This window comes from Streptococcus oralis ATCC 49296 (assembly GCF_000185265.1).
In the GTDB taxonomy this organism is placed as follows: domain Bacteria; phylum Bacillota; class Bacilli; order Lactobacillales; family Streptococcaceae; genus Streptococcus; species Streptococcus oralis_BC.
The window spans coordinates 463,274-484,297 of sequence record NZ_GL622183.1 but is presented as its reverse complement, the minus strand read 5'-3'; the positions used below and the strand labels follow the sequence as shown (position 1 = coordinate 484,297).

At 35.4% G+C, this 21,024-nt stretch carries 17 protein-coding genes and 3 tRNA genes; 7 read left to right on the top strand and 13 right to left on the bottom strand.

Annotation, left to right across the window (positions count from 1 at the left end; all coding sequences use genetic code 11):
• The 3 genes from rodZ to yfmF are packed head-to-tail and all read right to left on the bottom strand — an operon-like array spanning position 1 to position 3,388.
• On the bottom strand, positions 1-822 hold the full coding sequence (gene rodZ, locus HMPREF8578_RS04650) for a cytoskeleton protein RodZ (RefSeq protein ID WP_001227975.1): 822 nt from the start codon (positions 820-822) through the stop codon (positions 1-3).
• A 35-nt stretch (positions 823-857) separates the two neighbouring features.
• A complete protein-coding gene (yfmH, locus tag HMPREF8578_RS04645; RefSeq protein WP_000170116.1) occupies positions 858-2,141 on the bottom strand; it encodes an EF-P 5-aminopentanol modification-associated protein YfmH in 1,284 nt (427 codons plus the stop codon).
• A complete protein-coding gene (gene yfmF, locus HMPREF8578_RS04640; protein ID WP_000424566.1) occupies positions 2,138-3,388 on the bottom strand; it encodes an EF-P 5-aminopentanol modification-associated protein YfmF in 1,251 nt (416 codons plus the stop codon). The genes yfmH and yfmF overlap by 4 nt, the downstream gene beginning before the upstream one ends.
• Positions 3,389-3,548: 160 nt before the next feature.
• Between yfmF and yaaA the strand changes: the two genes are divergently transcribed.
• Positions 3,549-3,917, top strand: coding sequence for a S4 domain-containing protein YaaA (gene yaaA, locus HMPREF8578_RS04635; protein WP_000455879.1), 369 nt, complete (start codon positions 3,549-3,551; stop codon positions 3,915-3,917).
• 2 nt (positions 3,918-3,919) lie between these two features.
• Entirely contained in the window at positions 3,920-5,017 is a 1,098-nt protein-coding gene (recF, locus tag HMPREF8578_RS04630) for a DNA replication/repair protein RecF (protein WP_000266692.1), read from the top strand.
• 52 nt (positions 5,018-5,069) lie between these two features.
• Here the strand turns inward: recF and guaB are convergent, their stop codons facing one another.
• Positions 5,070-6,548, bottom strand: a complete 1,479-nt coding sequence (guaB, locus tag HMPREF8578_RS04625; protein ID WP_000073416.1) for an IMP dehydrogenase — start codon at positions 6,546-6,548, stop codon at positions 5,070-5,072.
• A gap of 163 nt (positions 6,549-6,711) precedes the next feature.
• Positions 6,712-7,737, bottom strand: coding sequence for a tryptophan--tRNA ligase (trpS, locus tag HMPREF8578_RS04620; protein ID WP_000165463.1), 1,026 nt, complete (start codon positions 7,735-7,737; stop codon positions 6,712-6,714).
• 195 nt (positions 7,738-7,932) lie between these two features.
• On the opposite strand from trpS, the gene HMPREF8578_RS04615 reads away from it, so the two are divergent.
• A complete protein-coding gene (locus HMPREF8578_RS04615; RefSeq protein WP_000958787.1) occupies positions 7,933-9,555 on the top strand; it encodes an ATP-binding cassette domain-containing protein in 1,623 nt (540 codons plus the stop codon).
• 61 nt (positions 9,556-9,616) lie between these two features.
• A complete protein-coding gene (locus tag HMPREF8578_RS04610) occupies positions 9,617-12,169 on the top strand; it encodes a YfhO family protein (protein ID WP_000834502.1) in 2,553 nt (850 codons plus the stop codon).
• 21 nt (positions 12,170-12,190) lie between these two features.
• Here HMPREF8578_RS04610 and HMPREF8578_RS04605 read toward each other — a convergent pair whose 3' ends face one another.
• Positions 12,191-14,845 (bottom strand): YhgE/Pip domain-containing protein, encoded by a 2,655-nt coding sequence (locus HMPREF8578_RS04605; protein ID WP_000472069.1) that lies wholly within the window; start codon positions 14,843-14,845, stop codon positions 12,191-12,193.
• A 128-nt stretch (positions 14,846-14,973) separates the two neighbouring features.
• On the opposite strand from HMPREF8578_RS04605, the gene HMPREF8578_RS04600 reads away from it, so the two are divergent.
• Entirely contained in the window at positions 14,974-15,516 is a 543-nt protein-coding gene (locus HMPREF8578_RS04600; RefSeq protein WP_000665080.1) for a TetR/AcrR family transcriptional regulator, read from the top strand.
• A gap of 35 nt (positions 15,517-15,551) precedes the next feature.
• Here HMPREF8578_RS04600 and HMPREF8578_RS04595 read toward each other — a convergent pair.
• The 7 genes from HMPREF8578_RS04595 to rlmH form a co-directional block, all read right to left on the bottom strand.
• Positions 15,552-15,625, bottom strand: a tRNA-Asn gene (locus HMPREF8578_RS04595).
• 5 nt (positions 15,626-15,630) lie between these two features.
• A tRNA-Glu gene (locus HMPREF8578_RS04590) sits at positions 15,631-15,702 on the bottom strand.
• A 51-nt stretch (positions 15,703-15,753) separates the two neighbouring features.
• Entirely contained in the window at positions 15,754-16,506 is a 753-nt protein-coding gene (gene comE, locus HMPREF8578_RS04585) for a competence system response regulator transcription factor ComE (protein WP_000866079.1), read from the bottom strand.
• On the bottom strand, positions 16,503-17,822 hold the full coding sequence (comD, locus tag HMPREF8578_RS04580; protein ID WP_000362885.1) for a competence system sensor histidine kinase ComD: 1,320 nt from the start codon (positions 17,820-17,822) through the stop codon (positions 16,503-16,505). The genes comE and comD overlap by 4 nt, the downstream gene beginning before the upstream one ends.
• A gap of 20 nt (positions 17,823-17,842) precedes the next feature.
• Positions 17,843-17,968, bottom strand: coding sequence for a competence-stimulating peptide ComC (gene comC, locus HMPREF8578_RS04575; protein WP_000798828.1), 126 nt, complete (start codon positions 17,966-17,968; stop codon positions 17,843-17,845).
• Positions 17,969-18,132: 164 nt separating this feature from the next.
• A tRNA-Arg gene (locus tag HMPREF8578_RS04570) sits at positions 18,133-18,206 on the bottom strand.
• Positions 18,207-18,249: 43 nt separating this feature from the next.
• On the bottom strand, positions 18,250-18,729 hold the full coding sequence (gene rlmH / locus HMPREF8578_RS04565) for a 23S rRNA (pseudouridine(1915)-N(3))-methyltransferase RlmH (protein WP_000694226.1): 480 nt from the start codon (positions 18,727-18,729) through the stop codon (positions 18,250-18,252).
• A 185-nt stretch (positions 18,730-18,914) separates the two neighbouring features.
• Here rlmH and HMPREF8578_RS04560 point away from each other — a divergent pair, with 185 nt between their 5' ends.
• Positions 18,915-20,111, top strand: coding sequence for a S1C family serine protease (locus HMPREF8578_RS04560; RefSeq protein ID WP_000681804.1), 1,197 nt, complete (start codon positions 18,915-18,917; stop codon positions 20,109-20,111).
• 57 nt (positions 20,112-20,168) lie between these two features.
• Positions 20,169-20,927 carry a ParB/RepB/Spo0J family partition protein gene (locus HMPREF8578_RS04555; RefSeq protein ID WP_002892799.1) on the top strand — a complete coding sequence of 253 codons (759 nt, stop codon included), beginning with the start codon at positions 20,169-20,171 and terminating at the stop codon, positions 20,925-20,927.
• Positions 20,928-21,024: the final 97 nt, after the last annotated feature.

Sequence of the window (21,024 nt, the reverse complement as noted above, 5' to 3'; positions counted from 1 at the left end):
TTAATCTGTAGTAAATGTAAGTATTACAGTTCCAGTCTGAGTTGTCAGCTTCGAAGTATCAATCGTTTGATTGTCCACAGTCACAGTAACTCCCTTCACTACACCTAAAGTAATGGTAACGGGATTCTTAGTTGAAACTGTTGTTTTTGCATTCTTATTGTCTGCGGATAGTGTCACACCACCCTCCAGCTCACTTCCTGAAACACTTACCCAACTAGTTGCATCTGATACTGCCAGTTGAACAGTAGCGATTTCCTTACTCGTTTTATAGCGAGCTTCAATGCGGTTCCCTTCACCTGACACTGTAATAGTTGATTCCGTAGTAGAAGACGAGCTAGACGTCTGACTACTAGAAGATGAACTAGATGAGGTTGTTGAACTAGTCGAGTTCACAACACTATAATTTGCTGAAGAAGGACTTGGCTGAGTTTGGATGTAGTTCCAAACATAGTAAGTGACAAAAATTAAAATTGACAAAGCAAATAGAACGAAATAAAACAAGGGGAGATAAGAGGTTTTTTTCTTATTTGACCGTCTGCGACCAGACAAGTCTTCTTCATCGACATCTACCTCTTCATAAGTGATCATACTACCTGAATCATAGGCATCCAAAACAATTCTTTCATCTAACTCTACTGCCCAGGCATATTTTCTTAAAAAAGAACGAGCATAGAAGGTACTAGGAAGTTGATCAAAATCATCTGCCTCCATAGCTTCTAGAAAATGCAACTGAATTTCAGTTTTTTCCTGCAATTCTTCTAAACTCAATCCCTGGTTAATTCTAGCTAAACGTAGAACCTCGCCAATTGTTTTTTTTCTCATACGTACCATTCCTTCTTTCTAGTATTAGTCATCTTTTAAGCTGGAAAGATTGTAAAATCAACTAAATCACCATTATCAATCAAACGATGTCCAGCTTCAAGAACATCCTCCAAAGTAATTTCCTGTAAAATTTTCGGAAAATCAAAAATTGTTTCTCCGCGATCCATCGGATCGTATTGAGTTGCAATAAATTCCAAGGAGTTCATGCTACTGAAAAATTCCCCAAACATCTCACTCTTAACAAGATCTAAATGTTCCTCTGTAATATCCGTATCACTACTAAACTGACGAATCGCTTTCCGAAATTGATGCGACAGAGAAACAGGTTCTTTGGTGTCCATTGTCAATATCACAAAATGAAAGCGACTGTTGACTTCAACCTCAAGTGATAATGACGCATCTAACTTCCCAGTCTCATATAACCTTTGAAAACGATCAGAAGTCCAACCAAACATCATCGTAAATAGTAATTTCAATAAAATATTGTAACGATAAGACTCAGCTTCTGTTATTTGCCCATTACCTCTAATCGCAACAGCAAGTTTGGGTGAAGAAACTTCCATCCGAAGACTATCTGTTTGCTTCACAGGCTGTAAGGGTAGTTGCTCTTTTGTAACTGTAAACTGTTCTAGAGTCTTCTTTTCCTTTTTCGAAAAGTATTCCTCAACAACTTTTACATCAATATTTCCAACTAAAAACAGTGACATGTTGACAGGTTTGTAAAAGTCTGTAAAGTTCTCTTTTAAATTTGAAACTTGAATCTCAGAAATTGATTTTTCACTTCCAACTATATCTGTCGCTAAAGGAGTATCAGGATAAAGGTTGGCTAATGTTGCAAAAAACAAGCGTGAGTCTGGATCGTCTTGATACATTTCTCGTTCTTGCTGGATAATAGCCTGTTCCCTCAAAACAGACTCTTCTGTAAAATGAACATCTCCGACTAACTCATCTAGCAAATCTAAATTCTCTAATAGATGGTCAATTGTTGAAAAAAGATAGCTGGTCTTAGTAAAGCTTGTAAAGGCATTACTGTCCGCACCTAATCGAGTAAACGTAGCCATTATATCCTCAGAATTTTCTCTTTCAAACAATTTATGTTCAAGAAAATGTGCAATTCCTGCTGGATGATGACGTAAACCTTTTCCCAAGCTTGTATAAGTTGCATCTACAGAACCAAATTGAACTGTTACAATCCCATAAACCTCATTGAAATCTTGTTTAGGAAGCAAAGAAACTGTCAATCCATTTGACAATTGTGCTTTGTAGACTGTTTCCTTTACAGCAGGATAGTATTTTTCTTCAAAAGTAACCTTTGTCATTCTACTCCTTCCATAAAGTAAATCGCTTGTAACTTCAAATTGTTGGCAGCTTTACAGACAGCTTCTTTACCAACATTCTCTAATTTTGCCACCAATCGATCAATGTCAAAGCTTGATTTTCCAAATAGAGCATTCAAATAGACTCTTTCAACTAAGGTCTGTTGATTATCTTGAGCCATCAACAAAGATCGTCGAATCATCTCCTTGGTTTGTTCAAGTTCAAAATCTGTAAAGTTACCCTTTTTTAGATCTAGCAATTGATGACTCATCATTTTCCTAGCCTGATTTCGATTTTCTCTATCGATACCCGCATACATCCTTAACAGACCACTAAACAAATCCAATTGACTCGAGACTGTATAGGCTATTCCAGCATTTTCACGAACGTTTGTAAAAAGTTTCGAATGTGCAAATTCACCCAACAAACCATTCATAACAAGCATGGGCAAATGCTCATCATCACCATATTTTACAGGAGAATGATAGCCTAATTCTAAAATCGATTGCCCAACATTCCTCTGAACCATTCCCTCTCTTAGGACATTCGAATAAGATTGATGGTGCTGGATAGTGACGCCGTTCTCTCTAGCTGTAAGGGATAATGACTTCAGTGATTCTGTAATTTCTACTTCGTTGAAATCACCTAAGAAAAAGAAATCAATACGATCATTTTTCAGAGCATTTTGAAAGCACGTGTAGCTACTTTCTGGAGACTCATTTGAAATGCTATTTCGTAAATCACTGTATCTCAATTGAAGACGCTCATCATGGAAGAACAAGCTATCCAACTCCTTATGAGCAAAATAAAATGAATCATCCATATCAGTAGCTAGACTAGCCAATAACTGTTTTCTTTCAATTTCAAATAAAGCTGGCTCAAAAGCACCATCTTGAGTTAAGGGAGCAAATAAAGTCTGTTTCACTAATTCCAAAATTCGAGAAGTCAAGACATTCTTTTTACTTAGAAAATCATCCCTCACATAGGTAAACGTTAGGTCAAGAATATGTGCCTGTCCCCTACGATAAGCACTTGTGGAAATATCTGTTCCATATAAACTTGCCAAGTATCTGCGAAATGCTTGTGATGTGGGATAAGCTTGATTTGCCGTCTCCAACATACTTGCACTTAACATGCGTCCTGCTATTGTCTCAAGAGATAAGGGAGCAGTAAAACGAATAGTGATTTTATTTGTTTTAAACTTTTTGGATTGAACAAAATGTGCTGAAATTCCAGGCACTAATTCCATACCTTACCTCCTTACATATAGAGTTCTATTATACCACGAAAATCAAAATTTTTCTTGTTCTCTTTATAGCTTTAAAGAGTAAAACCGTTTTCATTTCAACTAACTTTCCTCCAGCTATTTCAAGGAAAATATGGTATAATACCAAAGATTGAGGTGAATTATGGAATACAAATTATTTGAAGAATTTATTACGCTCCAAGCCCTCCTAAAAGAACTTGGAATTATACAAAGCGGTGGTGCTATCAAATCCTTTTTAATGGATCATCAAGTTTACTTTAATGGTGAGTTAGAAAGTAGACGTGGGAAAAAAATCCGTATTGGAGATACGATTGACATTCCTGATTTAAAGGTTGACATCATCTTGACACAACCAAGTTTAAAAGAGCAAGAAGAGTATCAAGTAGATAAGATTGAGAAAGAGCGAATTGCTAAACTTGTCAAAGAGATGAATAAAGGTGTCAAGAAAGAAAAACAAAAAACTTCTTCATCGCCTAAAACCAAACAAGTTCCACGTTTTCCAGGAAGATAACCATGTGGCTCCAACATTTAACAATTAAAACCTTTCGAAACTACAAAGAGGCAAAAATTGATTTCAATCCAAAATTAAATGTCTTTCTAGGTCAAAATGCACAAGGAAAAACCAATATTCTAGAAGCAATCTATTTCTTAGCCTTGACACGTAGTCATCGGACTCGTACAGATAAAAATCTCATTCATTTTGATAACGAGCAACTCCATCTTACTGGCTTGCTACAGAAGAAAACAAGCTCAATCCCTCTAGAAATTGATTTAACGCCAAAAGGGCGTGTGACTAAAGTCAATCACTTAAAACAAGCTCGCCTATCAGACTACATCGGACATATGAATGTTGTCCTCTTCGCGCCTGAAGATCTCCAGCTAATTAAGGGAGCACCTTCTGTCCGTCGAAAATTTATAGACATCGAACTGGGACAAATTAAACCAATCTACTTGTCAGACTTGTCAAACTATAACCACATACTCAAGCAAAGAAATACTTATCTAAAATCCAGCCAGAAGATTGATGAAACATTTCTGTCAGTCTTAGATGATCAGTTAATAGATTATGGTTGTCGCGTTATAAAGCATCGGATAAAATTCATTAAAGACTTAGAGAAATTTGGCCAAAAAAAACACTTAGAAATTTCAAATAAATTAGAAAAGTTGTCAATATCTTATCAATCATCTGTCAACTTCACTAATGAAGAACAGCTAACAAGTTCCTTTAAAATTGCTTTGGATAAAAGCAGATCCAGAGATTTATTTAAAAAGAATACTGGAGTTGGCCCTCATCGAGATGATATTTCTTTTTATATCAATGGTATGGATGCTAGTTTTGGAAGCCAAGGTCAACATCGTAGCCTTGTTCTTTCTATCAAACTGGCAGAAATTGAGCTAATGGAAAGTATTACAAACGAGTCTCCAATACTACTGCTTGATGATGTTATGAGCGAACTTGACAATACACGGCAACTAAAATTACTAGAAACCATTTCTCAATCTATCCAAACCTTTATTACAACAACAAGTTTAGACCACTTACAAAACTTGCCAGAAAACCTTAGTATTTTCAACATTCAAAAAGGTAAAATTTCTGTAAATCAACATTGACAACTTTGTAAACAAAAAGAACTCCTGAAAATCAGGAGTTCTTTTTTACTACTTACATAGAGTAGTTTGGTGCCTCATTAGTGATTTGTACATCATGAGGATGGCTTTCTTTTAGACCAGCCCCAGACATTTCAATAAATTGAGCGTTGTCGTGTAATTCTTTAAGGTTAGCTGCACCACAGTAACCCATACCAGAGCGAATACCACCAATCATTTGGAAGACAATATCAGCTGCTGCACCTTTATAGGCAACACGTCCTTCAATTCCTTCTGGAACAAGTTTGTTTGCTTCATTGACAGAACCTTGGAAGTAACGGTCACTTGAACCTTTCTTCATTGCAGCGATTGATCCCATACCACGGTAAGTTTTAAACTTACGTCCTTGGAAGATTTCCGTTTCACCTGGTGCTTCGTCTGTTCCAGCGAACATTGATCCAAGCATAACTGCATTTCCACCTGCAGCAAGGGCTTTTACAATATCTCCAGAATACTTGATTCCACCATCAGCAATGATTGTTTTTCCATATTCACGCGCAACTGCTGCTGCATCATAGATTGCTGTCACTTGTGGGACACCAACCCCTGCAATCACACGAGTGGTACAGATAGAACCTGGTCCAATACCGACTTTGACAACATCTACACCTGCATCATAAAGAGCACGCGCACCTTCAGCAGTGGCAATATTACCCGCAATCAAAGTGCGGTCTGGGAAGTGAGCACGAATTTCAGCAATTTTACGTAGAACACCAGCAGAGTGACCATGGGCAGTATCAATAACAATTGCGTCAGCTCCTGCTTCAAAAAGGGCTTCGGCACGTTCAAATGTATCTGAAGTGACACCCACCGCTCCAGCAACTAGAAGACGACCAAACTCATCTTTTGCAGCATTTGGAAACTCAATAACTTTTTCAATATCTTTAATAGTAATCAAGCCAGAAAGACGACCTTCTTCATCAACCAAAGGAAGTTTTTCAATACGGTGTTCTTGAAGAATGCTCTCAGCTGTTGCAAGGTCTGTACCAACAGGAGCAGTAACAAGATTTTCACTGGTCATATGGTTTGAGATTGGCTGATTGTAATCTGAAATAAAGCGAAGATCTCGGTTTGTTAGAATACCAACCAATTTACGATTTTCAAGTGTCTCCACAACTGGAACACCACTGATACGGTAACGTCCCATCAGTTCATCTGCTTCAGCAATCGTGTGTTCTGGAGTCAAAAAGAATGGATCAATAATAACACCATTTTCAGAACGTTTTACCTTGCGAACTTCATCTGCCTGTTGCGCAATAGACATGTTTTTATGGATTACTCCAAGACCACCTGCACGAGCAATGGCAATAGCCATTTGACTTTCTGTGACTGTATCCATGGCGGCTGTTATAATTGGGATATTTAAAGTCAGATTATCTGCCAATTTTGTTGTTAAATCTGCATCATTAGGCAACACATGACTTTCTGCTGGAATGAGCAATACATCATCAAAGGTAAAACCTTTTTTTAAAAATTTAGTATCCCAATTAGACATTCAAGTTTCCTCTTTTCTTTCTTTTTGAGCTTGACTCTTTTTGTATTGTATCTATCATACCATTCTATGAAAATTTGTCAATTATATTTATGGTAGAAATCATAAAAAAAACTATCCCTGTGATCCTATGGAAGAGATAGTTTTACGATTCATATTTTATCTATTATTTAAAATAATTTAGTCCCATTGCTCCCTTAACTTCAGATAGAGTTTGCCCCGCAACCTCACGCGCTTTCTCACTACCTTTTTGAAGCATATTGTACACTTCTCCCATATCCTTAGCAAATTCAATACGGCGCTCACGAATAGGACCAAGTTCGCGTTCTAATATTTCAAGTAGATAACGTTTCGTCTTCACATCACCAAGACCACCACGTTGATAATGTTCTTTCATATCCGCAATTTCTTGAGCATCTTCTGGACGACCAAACACATCTAGATAATGGAAAACCATGTTTCCTTCAATCTTACCTGGATCCTCCACTCGAATATGATCCGAATCAGTATACATGCTCATGACTTTTTTACGCAACGTATCCGCATCATCTGCTAGATAAATACCATTATTAAGGGATTTAGACATTTTAGCATTTCCATCTAGACCTGGCAAACGCCCTGCTCTCTCATTTTCTGGATAAATACCTTCCGGCTCCACCAAGACCTCACAATTATAAGCATGATTAAAGGAACGAACAATCTCACGAGTTTGCTCAATCATTGGTTTCTGATCTGTCCCAACAGGAACATAATTAGCCTTGAAGGCAGTAATATCTGCTGCTTGCGCAATCGGATAAACCAGAAATCCTGTCGGAATACTTTCTCCAAACCCTTTCTGAGCGATCTCTGTTTTCACTGTAGGATTGCGCTCTAAACGTGCTAGTGACACCAAATTCATATAGTACATAGACAGTTCAGCTAACTCTGGAATCTGACTTTGAATAAAGATGGTTGATTTACTTGGATCTAATCCAACTGCTAGGTAATCTAAGGCAACATTCCCAATCGATTCTACAATCGTTTGAGGATCTTTGGCGTGATCTGTCAATGCTTGTTGGTCCGCCAAAAAAACAAACATCTCATACTTGTCTTCTTCCTGCAGTAATACTCTATTTTTAAGACTCCCAACATAATGTCCAATATGCAGTTTTCCTGTCGGGCGATCTCCTGTTAAAATAATGGGTTTCGTCATTTTTTTCTCCTTCGAAATGGTCTCTTCAATTATAGCATTTTTTTGTTAAAATAACAGAAAATTATTTAAATCAAACAACTAACTCATTGTAAATAAACCTGTAAACTTAATTGACATAAAATTGACAAACAAAAATTTGAATATTTTCCTCTTTTCTAGTAGAATAAATGTATTACATATTATAGGAGAAAAACATTGCTTACAGTATCTGATGTTTCACTACGTTTTAGTGATCGCAAACTTTTTGATGATGTCAATATCAAATTTACAGAAGGAAATACATACGGATTGATTGGTGCTAATGGTGCTGGGAAGTCTACATTCTTAAAAATCTTAGCTGGTGATATCGAGCCAACAACTGGTCACATCTCTCTTGGTCCAGATGAACGTCTCTCTGTTCTCCGTCAAAATCATTTTGACTATGAAGATGAGCGAGTTATTGATGTTGTCATTATGGGAAATGAAAAACTTTACAACATCATGAAAGAAAAAGATGCCATTTACATGAAGGAAGATTTTTCCGATGAAGATGGTGTTCGTGCAGCTGAACTTGAAGGTGAATTTGCTGAACTTGGAGGTTGGGAAGCAGAAAGTGAAGCATCCCAATTACTTCAAAATCTAAACATTCCAGAAGAATTGCACTATCAAAACATGAGCGAATTGGCCAATGGTGAAAAAGTTAAGGTTCTCCTTGCTAAAGCACTTTTTGGTAAACCAGATGTTCTTCTCTTGGACGAGCCGACCAACGGGTTGGACATCCAATCTATTACTTGGCTAGAAGACTTCTTGATTGACTTTGATAACACCGTTATCGTAGTATCCCACGACCGTCACTTCTTAAACAAAGTATGTACACACATGGCCGACCTTGACTTTGGAAAAATCAAACTCTATGTCGGAAACTATGACTTCTGGAAGGAATCTTCTGAACTCGCTGCTAAATTGCTAGCAGACCGTAATGCCAAGGCAGAAGAAAAAATTAAGCAATTGCAAGAATTCGTTGCTCGCTTCTCTGCCAACGCTTCTAAGTCAAAACAAGCAACGTCTCGTAAAAAAATGCTTGACAAGATTGAATTAGAAGAGATTGTTCCTTCTAGTCGTAAATACCCATTTATCAACTTTAAAGCAGAACGTGAGATTGGTAATGATCTCTTGACAGTAGAAAATCTAACTGTAAAGATTGATGGCGAAACTATCCTAGACAATATTAGTTTCATCTTGCGTCCAGGTGATAAGACAGCTCTTATTGGACAAAATGACATCCAAACGACTGCATTAATTCGTGCAATTATGGGTGACATCGACTATGAAGGAACTGTCAAGTGGGGAGTTACTACTAGCCGTTCTTACTTGCCAAAAGACAACTCGGCTGATTTTTCAGGAGGAGAGTCAATCCTTGACTGGTTGCGTCAATTTGCAAGTAAAGAAGAAGATGACAATACCTTCCTACGTGGTTTCCTCGGTCGTATGCTCTTTTCTGGAGATGAGGTTAACAAACCTGTAAACGTCTTATCAGGGGGAGAAAAAGTACGTGTCATGCTTTCAAAACTCATGCTCTTGAAATCAAATGTCCTTGTACTTGATGATCCAACAAATCACTTGGACTTGGAATCTATATCAAGCTTGAACGATGGATTGAAAAACTTTAAAGAATCAATCATCTTTGCCAGTCATGACCACGAGTTTATCCAAACTTTGGCAAACCATATCATTGTTTTGTCTAAGAATGGCGTCATTGATCGTATCGATGAAACCTATGATGAATTCCTAGAAAATGCAGAAGTACAAGCAAAAGTTAAAGAACTTTGGAAAGATTAAATAAGACTTCAAAACTCAGTTGGGGTAACCAACTGAGTTTTCTATCATTCTATGAGGTAACATGAAATCATTTTTTAAAACATATTGGACCTATTTTGTTTCTTTCATCATTCCTTTAGTAATTATGACTGGAGTATACCTAACTCAAGGTATCTACTGGAATAGCGATACATCTCCACTATTAGGAGATGGTTTCCATCAATACGTTATTTTTGATGTGGCTTTACGAAATATTTTACATGGAAATGGTAGTTTGTTTTACACCTTTACAAGTGGCCTCGGACTGAATTTCTATGCTCTATCTAGTTATTACTTGGGTAGTTTTCTCTCACCTCTGGTTTACTTTTTTAATCTGTCGAATATGCCAGATGCTGTCTATCTGACCACTCTCTTAAAATTTGGATTGATTGGTCTGTCAACCTTCTTTAGTTTGACTAGATTATTTAAAGATATCCCAAAATTTTTAAAACTTGCCTTATCTACTTCCTATGCTCTAATGAGCTTTACCGTTAGTCAGTTAGAGATAAAAACCTGGTTAGATGTTTTTATCTTGATTCCTTTAATTATAACTGGTTTATACCTACTTATAACACAAAAGAAGCGCCTACTATACTTTACAAGTTTGTCAATCTTATTTATTCAAAATTATTATTTTGGGTATATGACAGTATTGTTTCTTATTTTCTGGTATCTCTGCCAAATTTCTTGGGACTTTAAAACTCGAAAATCATCCTTTCTTGATTTTGTTGTTACCTCCTTTTTAGCTGGAATGACTAGTTTGATTATGACTCTTCCTACACTGTTTGATTTACAAACTCATGGAGAGAAGTTGACTGCCATCACAAAATTAAAGACAGACAGTAGCTGGTATCTGGATATTTTCGCAAAACAATTCATTGGATCTTTTGATACAACTAAGTATGGATCTATACCAATGATTTTTGTTGGATTGCTTCCCTTTATTTTAACCATTCTATTTTTCACAATAAAATCCATAAGGTTTCACGTGAAACTTACCTATGCAATTTTCTTTACTTTTTTAATAACAAGCTTTTACATAGAAGCACTTGATTTATTTTGGCAAGGGATGCATACCCCAAATATGTTTTTGCATCGCTATGCTTGGATTTTTTCCACTCTGTTAATTTATACTGCAGCAGAAGTCTTAAATCGTCTGAAAGAACTGAAGCTATGGAATCTATTTGGCTCACTTTTTCTTGTACTAACAGGATTTTTGGCCACTGTCTATTTTAAATCACACTATTCTTTTTTAACTGATTTGAATATCCTACTCACTCTTGAATTTCTACTAGTTTATGCTCTTTTACTTCTTGCAGTCATTAGAAAATTTATCTCTGTAAATCTATTTGCAATTCTTTTGTCTTTATTTATAACGGCTGAGATAAGCTTAAATGCATCATCTCAAATGGAAGGAATAGCTAAAGAATGGGCCTTTGCTTCTCGTAGCGTCTATAATAGAGATATCACCGCTATGGAATCCATTCTAAACCAAATTGACAATCCATTTACACGTACTGAAAAACTGCAAATTCAGACTGGAAATGACAGTATGAAATTTAACTACAATGGAATCTCTCAATTTTCGTCTGTACGAAATCGTTCAGCTAGCACTAGTTTGGATAAACTGGGATTCAAATCCTCTGGAACCAACCTTAATCTCCGTTATGCAAATAACAGTCTTTTAGCAGACAGTTTATTTGGAATCCAGTACAATATTTCTGAAACTTCACTTGATAAGTATGGTTTTCAAGAGATTTATCAAAAGGATCATTTAACCATATATAAAAATAAACTCTCTTTACCCATTGCCTTTGCCACTCAATCTATTTACAAAGATGTAAACTTTAACAATCACACTCTAGATAATCAGGCTTTATTTATAAACCAGCTTGCTAATCTCAACTTAGATTACTTCTCCCAAATAGCATCTGATAAAACAGATACTTCAGATGGTTTAACGAGCATTACAGATTCTGCTAATGAAGATGCAAAGATTGATTATCAAATTGAGGTTCCTCAAAATAGTCAAGTCTATCTCTCTTTTTCAAATCTTCATTTTACAAACGATAAGCAAAAGAAAGTTGACGTCATTGTCAATGGAGAAAAAAAGACTTTTACAACTGACAATGCATTTAATTTCTTTAATTTGGGTTATACTGAAGAACGACAAACTTTCAATATCAGTGTTAGTTTCCCTGGAAATTCTCAGGTGTCCTTTGAATCTCCAACCTTCTATCGTTTAGATACTCAGGCTCTTACTGAGGCAATTCAAAAGATTAAAGAACAACCTGTAGAAGTATCCACCTCTAAAAATAAAGTCTTTGCTACATATGAAGTAAAACAAGATACCTCTATTTTCTTCACTATTCCTTATGACAAAGGTTGGTCTGCATACCAAGATGGGAAAAAACTTGAAATCAAGCAGGCTCAGACTGGTTTTATGAAAGTTGATGTTCCAAAAGGAAAAGGCACCATTACACTTTCCTTTATCCCCAATGGTTTTGTTATTGGAGCAGCCTGCTCACTAACTGCCCTTCTTCTTTTTGGGATCTATAATCACAGACGAAATTTATCTAAGACAGAAAAAGATTGACCAATTTCTTGGCCAATCTTTTTAATCTTCTTCCATTTTCTTAGGTTGATAAGCTAGCATACCTAAAGCAGTAAAGAAAGCTAGAGTTATAATAAGGAAAATTACTTGATGATGAATATTTCCTGTCATAGAGATTGTTTGTCGTAAGCCTGATACAGAATAACTCATTGGTAACCAAGGATTGATACCTTTGAAGAAATCATTTGTTAAAGCAAGGGGATAGGTCCCTGCACTTGATGCTAACTGTAATAAAAGTAAAATAAGAGAGAAGAAAGCTCCTATACGGCTATTCCAAGTTGTTAAAGCTGTCACCATAGACATGAAAGCTAAACTTGTGATTATAATTAGAATCAAGGTCCTCATCTCATGGTTCGCAGTCAATCCAATAAGATGGACACCTCCATAAACTAAAACACCTGCTAAGACAGCTATAATCCCATTTATTTCAGAGCGAGACTTCAACCAAGCCCAACGACTCTCTGGATGACGTCCAGAAGGCAACTTAGCAAAAATCATATTGGTAGATATAGCAGCAACAAAAAGAGCAACTGATATCATATAAGGAGCCATAGCAATCCCATTTACAGGGACTTGGTCATTGTCTGTTTTTGAGAGAACTAGAGGTTCAGATAATGTCTCTGCATTTTTAGATTCTGTTGATGCTGATTTAAGTTGATTGTTAGCATTGCCTAATCCTTGTCCTAATGAATCAACTCCTGTCTGTAAATCTTCAAGACTAGAGGTTAAGGTTGTTCCACCATCTGCTAGTTTTCCAGCACCATCTGCAATCTTCATGGCACCACTTCCTAGTTGAGATGCTGCAGAAAGTAACTGTGTTGATTTATCTGTTAATTGACCAGAGCCAAATTGTAATTTAGTAAGACCTGCTATTAGCTCTGGACTCTTATTATTCAATTGAGCAGAACCAGATGACAAACTTTCTATACCTGATACTAATTCTGGAGTTTTTCCAGCTAGCGCATCTACTCCAGCTGTCAAGGTTGATGTGTTTTCTGTCAACTTACTTGATCCAGAAACTAATTGATCCAGACTAGTTGTTAAACTTACATTCTTTTCACTTAGTTGATTAGCACCTATAGAAATAGTATCCAATCCTTTAGTGTATTTTACAACTCCTTTTTCGATTGACTGACTTCCAGGAACTAACTGATTATTTACAGAAGTTTGTAATGTTGTAAATCCATTTGACAAGGTTGTCAAGGAGCTAGATGCTGCAGGTAAGAGTTGATTTGCTTTCGTCTGCACATCAGATAGATTAGAGACTTGTTGTTCTGAATTCTCTATACTTTCTTTTAATCCTCCTACTGTCGTTAAAATTGTTTTTGCTGACTCAATAGTAGAATTAGAATTTTTAGAAATGGCTTCTGTCAGTTCTTTCTTTTGTTCCTCTGTAAGAGATTGATAAGTAGCTGTTGATTGAAAGTTTGTAAGAGTTTGCTCTTGTTCTGTCTGACTTTTGGTCACAATATCCTGAGCAAGAGTTGTTAGATTTGGCAAAGCTTCTGACAATGTACTTTTCAGTTGAGTATTATCTGATATTGTAAGAGCTTGTAGTGTTTTATTTAGTTCTCCTAAGCTTGTTGCCAATTGCGCTATTTCTTCACTTTGTTGAGATGAGGACTCTAATTGGCTTGAAATTTCTTTAATACCAGTATTTAATTGCTCCATTCCATCTCTTAGTATATCTGATTGATTGGATAATTGACTTGTTCCGTTAGAAAGTTCCTTCACACTATTTGTATAAGCATTTACACCAACTGAAAATTGATTGAGACCTGTATCCAGTTGTGAAACGCCACCTGTATAAGACTTTATACCTGTATTTAGCTGATTTACACCTGTCACCAACTCAGGAGTTTTTGAAGCTAATTGACCAAGTCCAGTGTCAACTTGTGAGACAGCATTTGTATAACTTTGTAAACCACTATTAAAAGTTCCTAAACCAATACGTAATCGCTCTATAGCAGACACATAGCTAGATAAGCCTTTTGTAAATTGATCCGCTCCATTTGAAAAAGTTACACTTGAGTTAGCTAGAGTATTAAGATTTGTTGTCAATGTTTGACTTCCCGTCACCAACTGATCGGCTCCATTAGCTAATTGTTCACTTCCTTCAGCTGCCTTATTTATTCCAGACTTCAAATCATTCATTTTTTGAAATAAAGCCTTAGTGTACGTTTCAGTAACATTAGTAGAGACGGTTTGTTTTAATTGTGTCATTGCAGAATCACTCATCTTACTTGCAATAAAGCTATGCCCACTTGACGTCTGATAATCAATCTGCATCTGTTCAGGATGATTCGTTAGGATAGAAGTAGCTTTTTCAGATAGATCACTTGGTAAAGTCACTACCATGTAGTAGTCACCATCTTCTAGCCCTTTTTCCCCTTCCTCTTCATTAACAAAGTGAAAATCTAAAGCCTTATTTTCTTTTAAATTAGACACCATGTCTTCACCAATTCTCATTGTCTGTCCATTATAAGAAGCTTCCTTATCTTTATTGACAACTGCCACAGGTAACTCCGATACTTGACCATATGGATCCCACATGGACGATAAAAATATAATGTTGTATAAAGCTGGAATGAGAGAAATCCCTATCATTACAATGATAAAGGTCGGTTTTTTAAATATTGCTTTCCATTCTTTAAACATGTTTCCTCCTTTTTTACACATATTGTCTAAAATTTTGATATAATAGATTATACATCAAAAAATCTAAATTACAAGGTAAAAAATATTTTTTTAGACACATAGTCTATTTTTGTTTACAAGGAGGAATTATGAAAGAAAGTAACAAACGTTTAAAAACAAAACGAATTATCGAAAATGCCATGGTTCAATTATTGATGGACCAGCCCTTTGATCAAATTTCTACTGTCAAGTTAGCAGAAAAAGCCGGAATTAGTCGTTCCAGCTTTTACACTCACTACAAGGATAAGTATGATATGATTGAACTCTACCAAAGTAAGCTATTTCATACCTTTGAGTATATTTTCCAAAAACATGCTCATCACAAAAGAGATGCTATTTTAGAAGTATTTGAATATTTAGAGTCTGAGCCACTCTTGGCTGCACTCTTATCTGAAAATGGGACAAAAGAAATCCAAAATTTCTTGAGAAATAAGCTTCACATTATGCTTAGCACCGACCTTCAGAAACGCTTTATGAAATTACAACTCACTCCAATAGAATTAGAATACAGCAGTATTTATCTAACAAATGCCCTATTTGGTGTTTGCCAGACTTGGATTGCTCACGGAAAAAAAGAAAGTCCGCAAGAAATGACAGACTTCCTTATGAAAATGTTAGGTGATGTCAACTAAAAAAGAACACCATTGGTGTTCTTTTTTTTATCTGACTCCGCCAGTAGGACTCGAACCTACGACATCATGATTAACAGTCATGCGCTACTACCAACTGAGCTATGGCGGATAAAATAGTCCGTACGGGATTCGAACCCGTGTTACCGCCGTGAAAAGGCGGTGTCTTAACCCCTTGACCAACGGACCATCTATCTGTAGCAGATATAACCATTATATCAATTTCTTACTAATTGTCAATCACTTTTTAGATTTTTTCTCTAGAATATCTTTTAGTTTGCGAACTTTCAAACGGGTAATCGGGCAACGATGATCTTCATAAAAGACAACTTCTAAATTCTTTCGATCAATTTCTCTCACATTTCCCACATTGACAAGGAAAGATTTATGGGAGCAATAAAATCGCTGGGTATGTTTGTCCTTTTCCTGAATATCTGTCATAGTTCCATAGAATTCTTTAGCAAAATTCTTACCAATAATCCGAAGTTTATGAGAAACTCCTGTGGTTTCGATATACAAAATGTCATGGTAAGGAATTTTCAAATCATTTCCCTTATAGTTGTAATCAAAATAGTCTACAACATCTTCGTTTTCAAGCAGCATACTCTTAGTGTAAAAAATACTCTGCTCGATACGTTTTTTGAACAATTCATCATTGATGTCTTTGTCTACAAAATCTAGAGCTGATACCTGGTATTTGTAAGTTAAGGTAGCAAATTCAGATCGACTGGTAATAAAGACAATAATAGCATAAGGATTGTGATGACGGATAAACTGAGCCACTTCAAAGCCTTTTTTCTCGATTCCATGAATATCGATATCTAGGAAATAAAGCTGGTTTACTTCATCATTTTCGATATATTCCTTAAACTCACGAACTTTTCCTGTTGTCTTATATGAAATAGGAATATTCGATTCTTCCGAGATTTCATTTAATATTCTCTCTAGTCTCACTTGATGTTCAATAACATCTTCTAAAATTAATACTTTCATTCGAATTCCCTCTTAAATCTAATAATTTGTCTGAATGTGTTGTCTTCCATCTCAGTTTCTAAGATAATGTTGTCATACTTATCTAAGATCTCTTTGACATTATTAAGTCCTAAACCTCTATTTCTTCCCTTGGTAGAAAAACCTAAGGCAAATAGATCCTCTGAAGGAGTCATAGTGATTTTGCATGAATTCTGGATAACTATAACTGTTTCAAAATCCATTTTAATGACTGCAACTTCCATTTGTTTCAAGTAACTATCTGCAGCACCTTCAACGGCATTGTTTAATAAAATGCTCATGATACGAACAAGATCAAGTAAATCTATTGACAGTCTAGTAATGATATCCTTTACTTCCAATGTAAACTCTACATCATTTTTTCGTGCATAGACAATCGATTGAGCAATTAAACTCCGTAAAGCAGAGTCTTCTATATTATTTAAATCAAAGTAAGTATATTTTTCTGATCTCAATTTCTGATTTGCTTTTACTAGGACTTCATTGTAAACCCTGTTAATTTCTTGTAAATCACCACTGTCAATCGCCATTTGCATGCTGACAAGCATCCCTGCATAGTCATGACGAAAACCTCGAATTTCATTATACAACTCCACAATTTCATCAGTATAAGTCTGTAAATGTTTTTGTTCAAATTTCTTTTGTTTTAGAGCAATCTCTTTTTCAATTTGAACCTTGTGAGAATTCATTGCAAAGAAAATCAATAACAAGCAAATAAAAACAATGGTTGATAAAATACTTCCGAAGCTATTTAAATGATGAGTTGTACTTACTATATCTGAAATAAACAATAAGATATGCAAACCAATAAAAGCAACTATTACTTTTTTTAAAAAAGGGTACAGATAATCTTTATCAAAATATTTAATATCCAGATGAAAATAACGAATTATTATTAGAATAGAAACATAAGTCATCAACAATACTACTAAAAGGAATGTACTTTTGTAGTTTAATACTACTTCATCTCCTGTTATAGAAGATAAGGTTACGGATATAAAAGTATGAGTACTGTGATATAATAAAGACAGTAGTAAACTAATAAAAATAGCTTTGTATTTTTCAGACTTCTTTAACTTTCTTAAATAAAGGTACACAACCAAAGGAAATAAAAATTTAGACAAAGCAAAACTATTAGAATATACCAGTGTAATAATTTCTTCAAGTATAAAAACTGAGATGCATGTGTAACAGAAAAAAGCAATTTGTTCTTTTCTATTTATTTTACAAATCCATTCATAACTTTTGCTAATGATGAGAAAATAAAAAATAGCTATCCCTAATCCAAATAAATCCATTACTCTCTACCTTTATTTCATTACTTTCTTCTTGGAAAAATAAGATTACGAATTGTTTCTGAAATTCTCCAATCTCCACCTCGAATCTCCTGCAATTCTGCCTCTGTTACTTCTTTAAATTGTTCCAACTTTTCTGTATTTTTCATAATGAAATCTCCTGTATTATTTTTTCTTGTAAGTTAACTTACACACCTATTATACAAAATGAAGACCATGTAAGAAAAAATTCTTCCCAACTGTACATTTTTGCACCTGAAACGCACTTTTTTAAGAAAAAAGCTGGGATAAATCCCAGCTTCGCATCTAAAATTGATCCCAGCAGGATTCGAACCTGCGACCGTTCGCTTAGAAGGCGAATGCTCTATCCAGCTGAGCTATGAGACCTAACATGACCATTCTATCAAAAAACAAGAGCTAAGTCAATCTTCTATTTGTGGTAAGGAGAACCCTGTTGAATTGTAAAAGCACGGTAAATTTGTTCAACTAAAACCAATCTCATTAACTGATGTGGTAATGTCAGACGTCCAAAACTGACAGAAAGATTGGCCCTATTTTTTACAACAGGAGCTAGACCCAAACTTCCTCCAATAATAAAAGTAAGCGTTGAGTATCCTTTGATAGAAGCTTGCTCTAGTTGCTTACTAAATTCCTCTGAGGAGAGTGTTTTTCCTTCAATGGCTAGTACAACGACAAATTCTCTTTCTCCAACCTTAGAAAGAATTCTTTCACCTTCTGTTTCCAAGATTTTTTGATTTTCTAATTCACTGGCTTTGTCAGGTGTCTTCTCATCAGTGAGCTCAATCATTTCTAATTTGGCGAAACGTGAAATTCGTTTGGTATATTCAACAATACCATCTTTAAGGTATTTTTCTTTTAATTTTCCTACTGTTACAATTTTTATTTTCATTCTTCTATTCTATCATATCCACACTTCATTTCACATCTTATACACACAAAAATCATCCTAAATTTCTAGCAAATTCACAGAATAAAGCGAGTTATCCACAACTTGTGTAAAACTTTAAGCTTTTAAGTTTGGATTAAGTTAATAGGTTTATAATCTGAGTAAATAAATAACAAACGGAGGCGTTTATGAAACACTTACAAAAATTTTACAAAAAAGGAGTTAAAGTTCTAATAATCATTCTAATCGGATTTTTAAGTGGTGCCTTAGGAAGTTTCGTAACATTACAACTTTATCAAAAACAAGGAAATCAAGCTACAAATAATAATTCTGGCACTGTCACTCAAACATCCTATAAGAATGAAAATTCAACCACTCAAGCAGTAAATAAAGTTAAGGATGCTGTTGTCTCAATCATTACTTATTCTTCTTCTAGCAGTAGACAAAGTAGTGTATTTAATGCTGACGACACTAATTCTGATTCAGACAATCAACAAATCGCAAGTGAGGGATCAGGTGTTATCTATAAAAAGGATGATAAAGATGCCTATCTTGTAACTAATACTCACGTTATCAATGGAGCTTCAAAAGTTGATATCCGCTTAGCAGATGGTACCAAGGTTCCTGGTGAAATTGTCGGATCTGATACCTTCTCTGATATTGCTGTCGTTAAAATTTCTTCAGAAAAAGTTACAACAGTAGCAGAATTTGGGGATTCAAGTCAACTTAGTGTTGGAGAAACAGCGATTGCTATCGGTAGTCCTCTAGGTTCAGAATATGCTAATACAGTTACACAGGGGATTATTTCAAGTCTTAATCGAAATGTTTCTCTAAAATCTGAAGATGGTCAAGCTATTTCAACAAAAGCCATTCAAACAGATACAGCCATTAACCCTGGTAACTCTGGTGGTCCACTTGTAAACATTCAAGGACAAGTAATTGGTATTACATCAAGTAAAATTGCAAGTAATGGTGGAACATCTGTAGAAGGTCTTGGTTTTGCAATTCCTTCAAACGATGCACAAAATATCATTAAACAGCTTGAAAGTGATGGTAAAGTGACTCGTCCAGCTCTTGGAATTCAAATGGTCAATCTGTCAAATGTTGGAGCTAGTGATCTTAGAAAACTTAACATTCCAAGTGGCCTCACTTCAGGTGTAGTTGTTCGATCTGTTCAAAACAATATGCCAGCAAATGGACATCTTCAAAAATACGATGTCATTACCAAAGTTGATGACAAAGAGATTGCTTCATCAACAGACCTACAACACGCTCTTTACAATCATGCTATCGGAGATACTATCAAAGTAACCTACTACCGTAATGGTAAGGAGGAAACAACCTCAATTAAACTAGATAAGAATTCTGGTGATTTAGAGTCTTAATTGACATCAGTGTAAAGAAAACTTTACAGAAAGTAAAAGATATGTTAGTGTAGAATCATGGAAAAATTTGAAATGATTTCTATCTCTGAAATACAAAAGAATCCTTACCAACCTCGGAAAGAATTTGATGCAGATAAACTAAAGGAATTAGCTCAGTCAATTAAAGAAAATGGGCTCATCCAACCAATCATCGTTCGTCAATCTCCTGTAATTGGTTATGAAATCCTTGCAGGAGAGAGACGATATCGAGCTTCTCTCTTGGCTGGTCTGACTTCTATTCCAGCCGTTGTAAAGCACCTCTCAGATCAGGAAATGATGATCCAGTCAATCATTGAGAATTTGCAGAGAGAAAATTTAAATCCTGTTGAAGAAGCACGCGCCTACGAATCTTTAGTAGAAAAAGGATTTACTCACACTGAGATAGCGGATAAAATGGGGAAATCTCGTCCTTATATCACTAATTTTATTCGTTTGCTTTCCCTACCAGAATATATCTTAGCTGAAGTAGAAAATGGAAAAATTTCTCAAGCGCATGCACGTTCACTAGTTGGTTTGGACAAAGAGCAGCAAGACTATTTCTTCCAACTAATCAAAAATGAAGATATTTCTGTGAGAAAGTTAGAAGTACTTCTTACAGAGAAAAAACAAAAGAAGCAAAAAAAAAGTGATTCTTTCATCAAAGACGAAGAAGATAAATTAAAAAAACTACTCGGTTTAAGTGTAGAAATTAAACTTTCAAAAAAAGATACTGGAAAGATTATTATCTCCTTTTCAAGTCAAGAAGAATACGATAGAATTATTAACAGCCTGAAATAAGGCTGTTCTTTTATTTTCTCAACCCACAAATTTATCCACCAATTTTTTTATCAAAAAGCCTAATAAATCAAGGATTTTTCTATTTATCCCCAACCTG

What these genes read in the sequence shown, in the direction of transcription:
- recF (WP_000266692.1), top strand. Translation starts at nt 3,920, where the DNA reads ATGTGGCTCCAACATTTAACAATTAAAACCTTTCGAAACTACAAAGAG.
- trpS (WP_000165463.1), bottom strand. Translation starts at nt 7,737, where the DNA reads ATGACGAAACCCATTATTTTAACAGGAGATCGCCCGACAGGAAAACTG.
- HMPREF8578_RS04610 (WP_000834502.1), top strand. Translation starts at nt 9,617, where the DNA reads ATGAAATCATTTTTTAAAACATATTGGACCTATTTTGTTTCTTTCATC.
- yfmH (WP_000170116.1), bottom strand. Translation starts at nt 2,141, where the DNA reads ATGACAAAGGTTACTTTTGAAGAAAAATACTATCCTGCTGTAAAGGAA.
- HMPREF8578_RS04600 (WP_000665080.1), top strand. Translation starts at nt 14,974, where the DNA reads ATGAAAGAAAGTAACAAACGTTTAAAAACAAAACGAATTATCGAAAAT.
- HMPREF8578_RS04560 (WP_000681804.1), top strand. Translation starts at nt 18,915, where the DNA reads ATGAAACACTTACAAAAATTTTACAAAAAAGGAGTTAAAGTTCTAATA.
- HMPREF8578_RS04555 (WP_002892799.1), top strand. Translation starts at nt 20,169, where the DNA reads ATGGAAAAATTTGAAATGATTTCTATCTCTGAAATACAAAAGAATCCT.
- comC (WP_000798828.1), bottom strand. Translation starts at nt 17,968, where the DNA reads ATGAAAAATACAGAAAAGTTGGAACAATTTAAAGAAGTAACAGAGGCA.
- HMPREF8578_RS04605 (WP_000472069.1), bottom strand. Translation starts at nt 14,845, where the DNA reads ATGTTTAAAGAATGGAAAGCAATATTTAAAAAACCGACCTTTATCATT.
- comD (WP_000362885.1), bottom strand. Translation starts at nt 17,822, where the DNA reads ATGGATTTATTTGGATTAGGGATAGCTATTTTTTATTTTCTCATCATT.
- yaaA (WP_000455879.1), top strand. Translation starts at nt 3,549, where the DNA reads ATGGAATACAAATTATTTGAAGAATTTATTACGCTCCAAGCCCTCCTA.
- yfmF (WP_000424566.1), bottom strand. Translation starts at nt 3,388, where the DNA reads ATGGAATTAGTGCCTGGAATTTCAGCACATTTTGTTCAATCCAAAAAG.
- rlmH (WP_000694226.1), bottom strand. Translation starts at nt 18,729, where the DNA reads ATGAAAATAAAAATTGTAACAGTAGGAAAATTAAAAGAAAAATACCTT.
- guaB (WP_000073416.1), bottom strand. Translation starts at nt 6,548, where the DNA reads ATGTCTAATTGGGATACTAAATTTTTAAAAAAAGGTTTTACCTTTGAT.
- rodZ (WP_001227975.1), bottom strand. Translation starts at nt 822, where the DNA reads ATGAGAAAAAAAACAATTGGCGAGGTTCTACGTTTAGCTAGAATTAAC.
- comE (WP_000866079.1), bottom strand. Translation starts at nt 16,506, where the DNA reads ATGAAAGTATTAATTTTAGAAGATGTTATTGAACATCAAGTGAGACTA.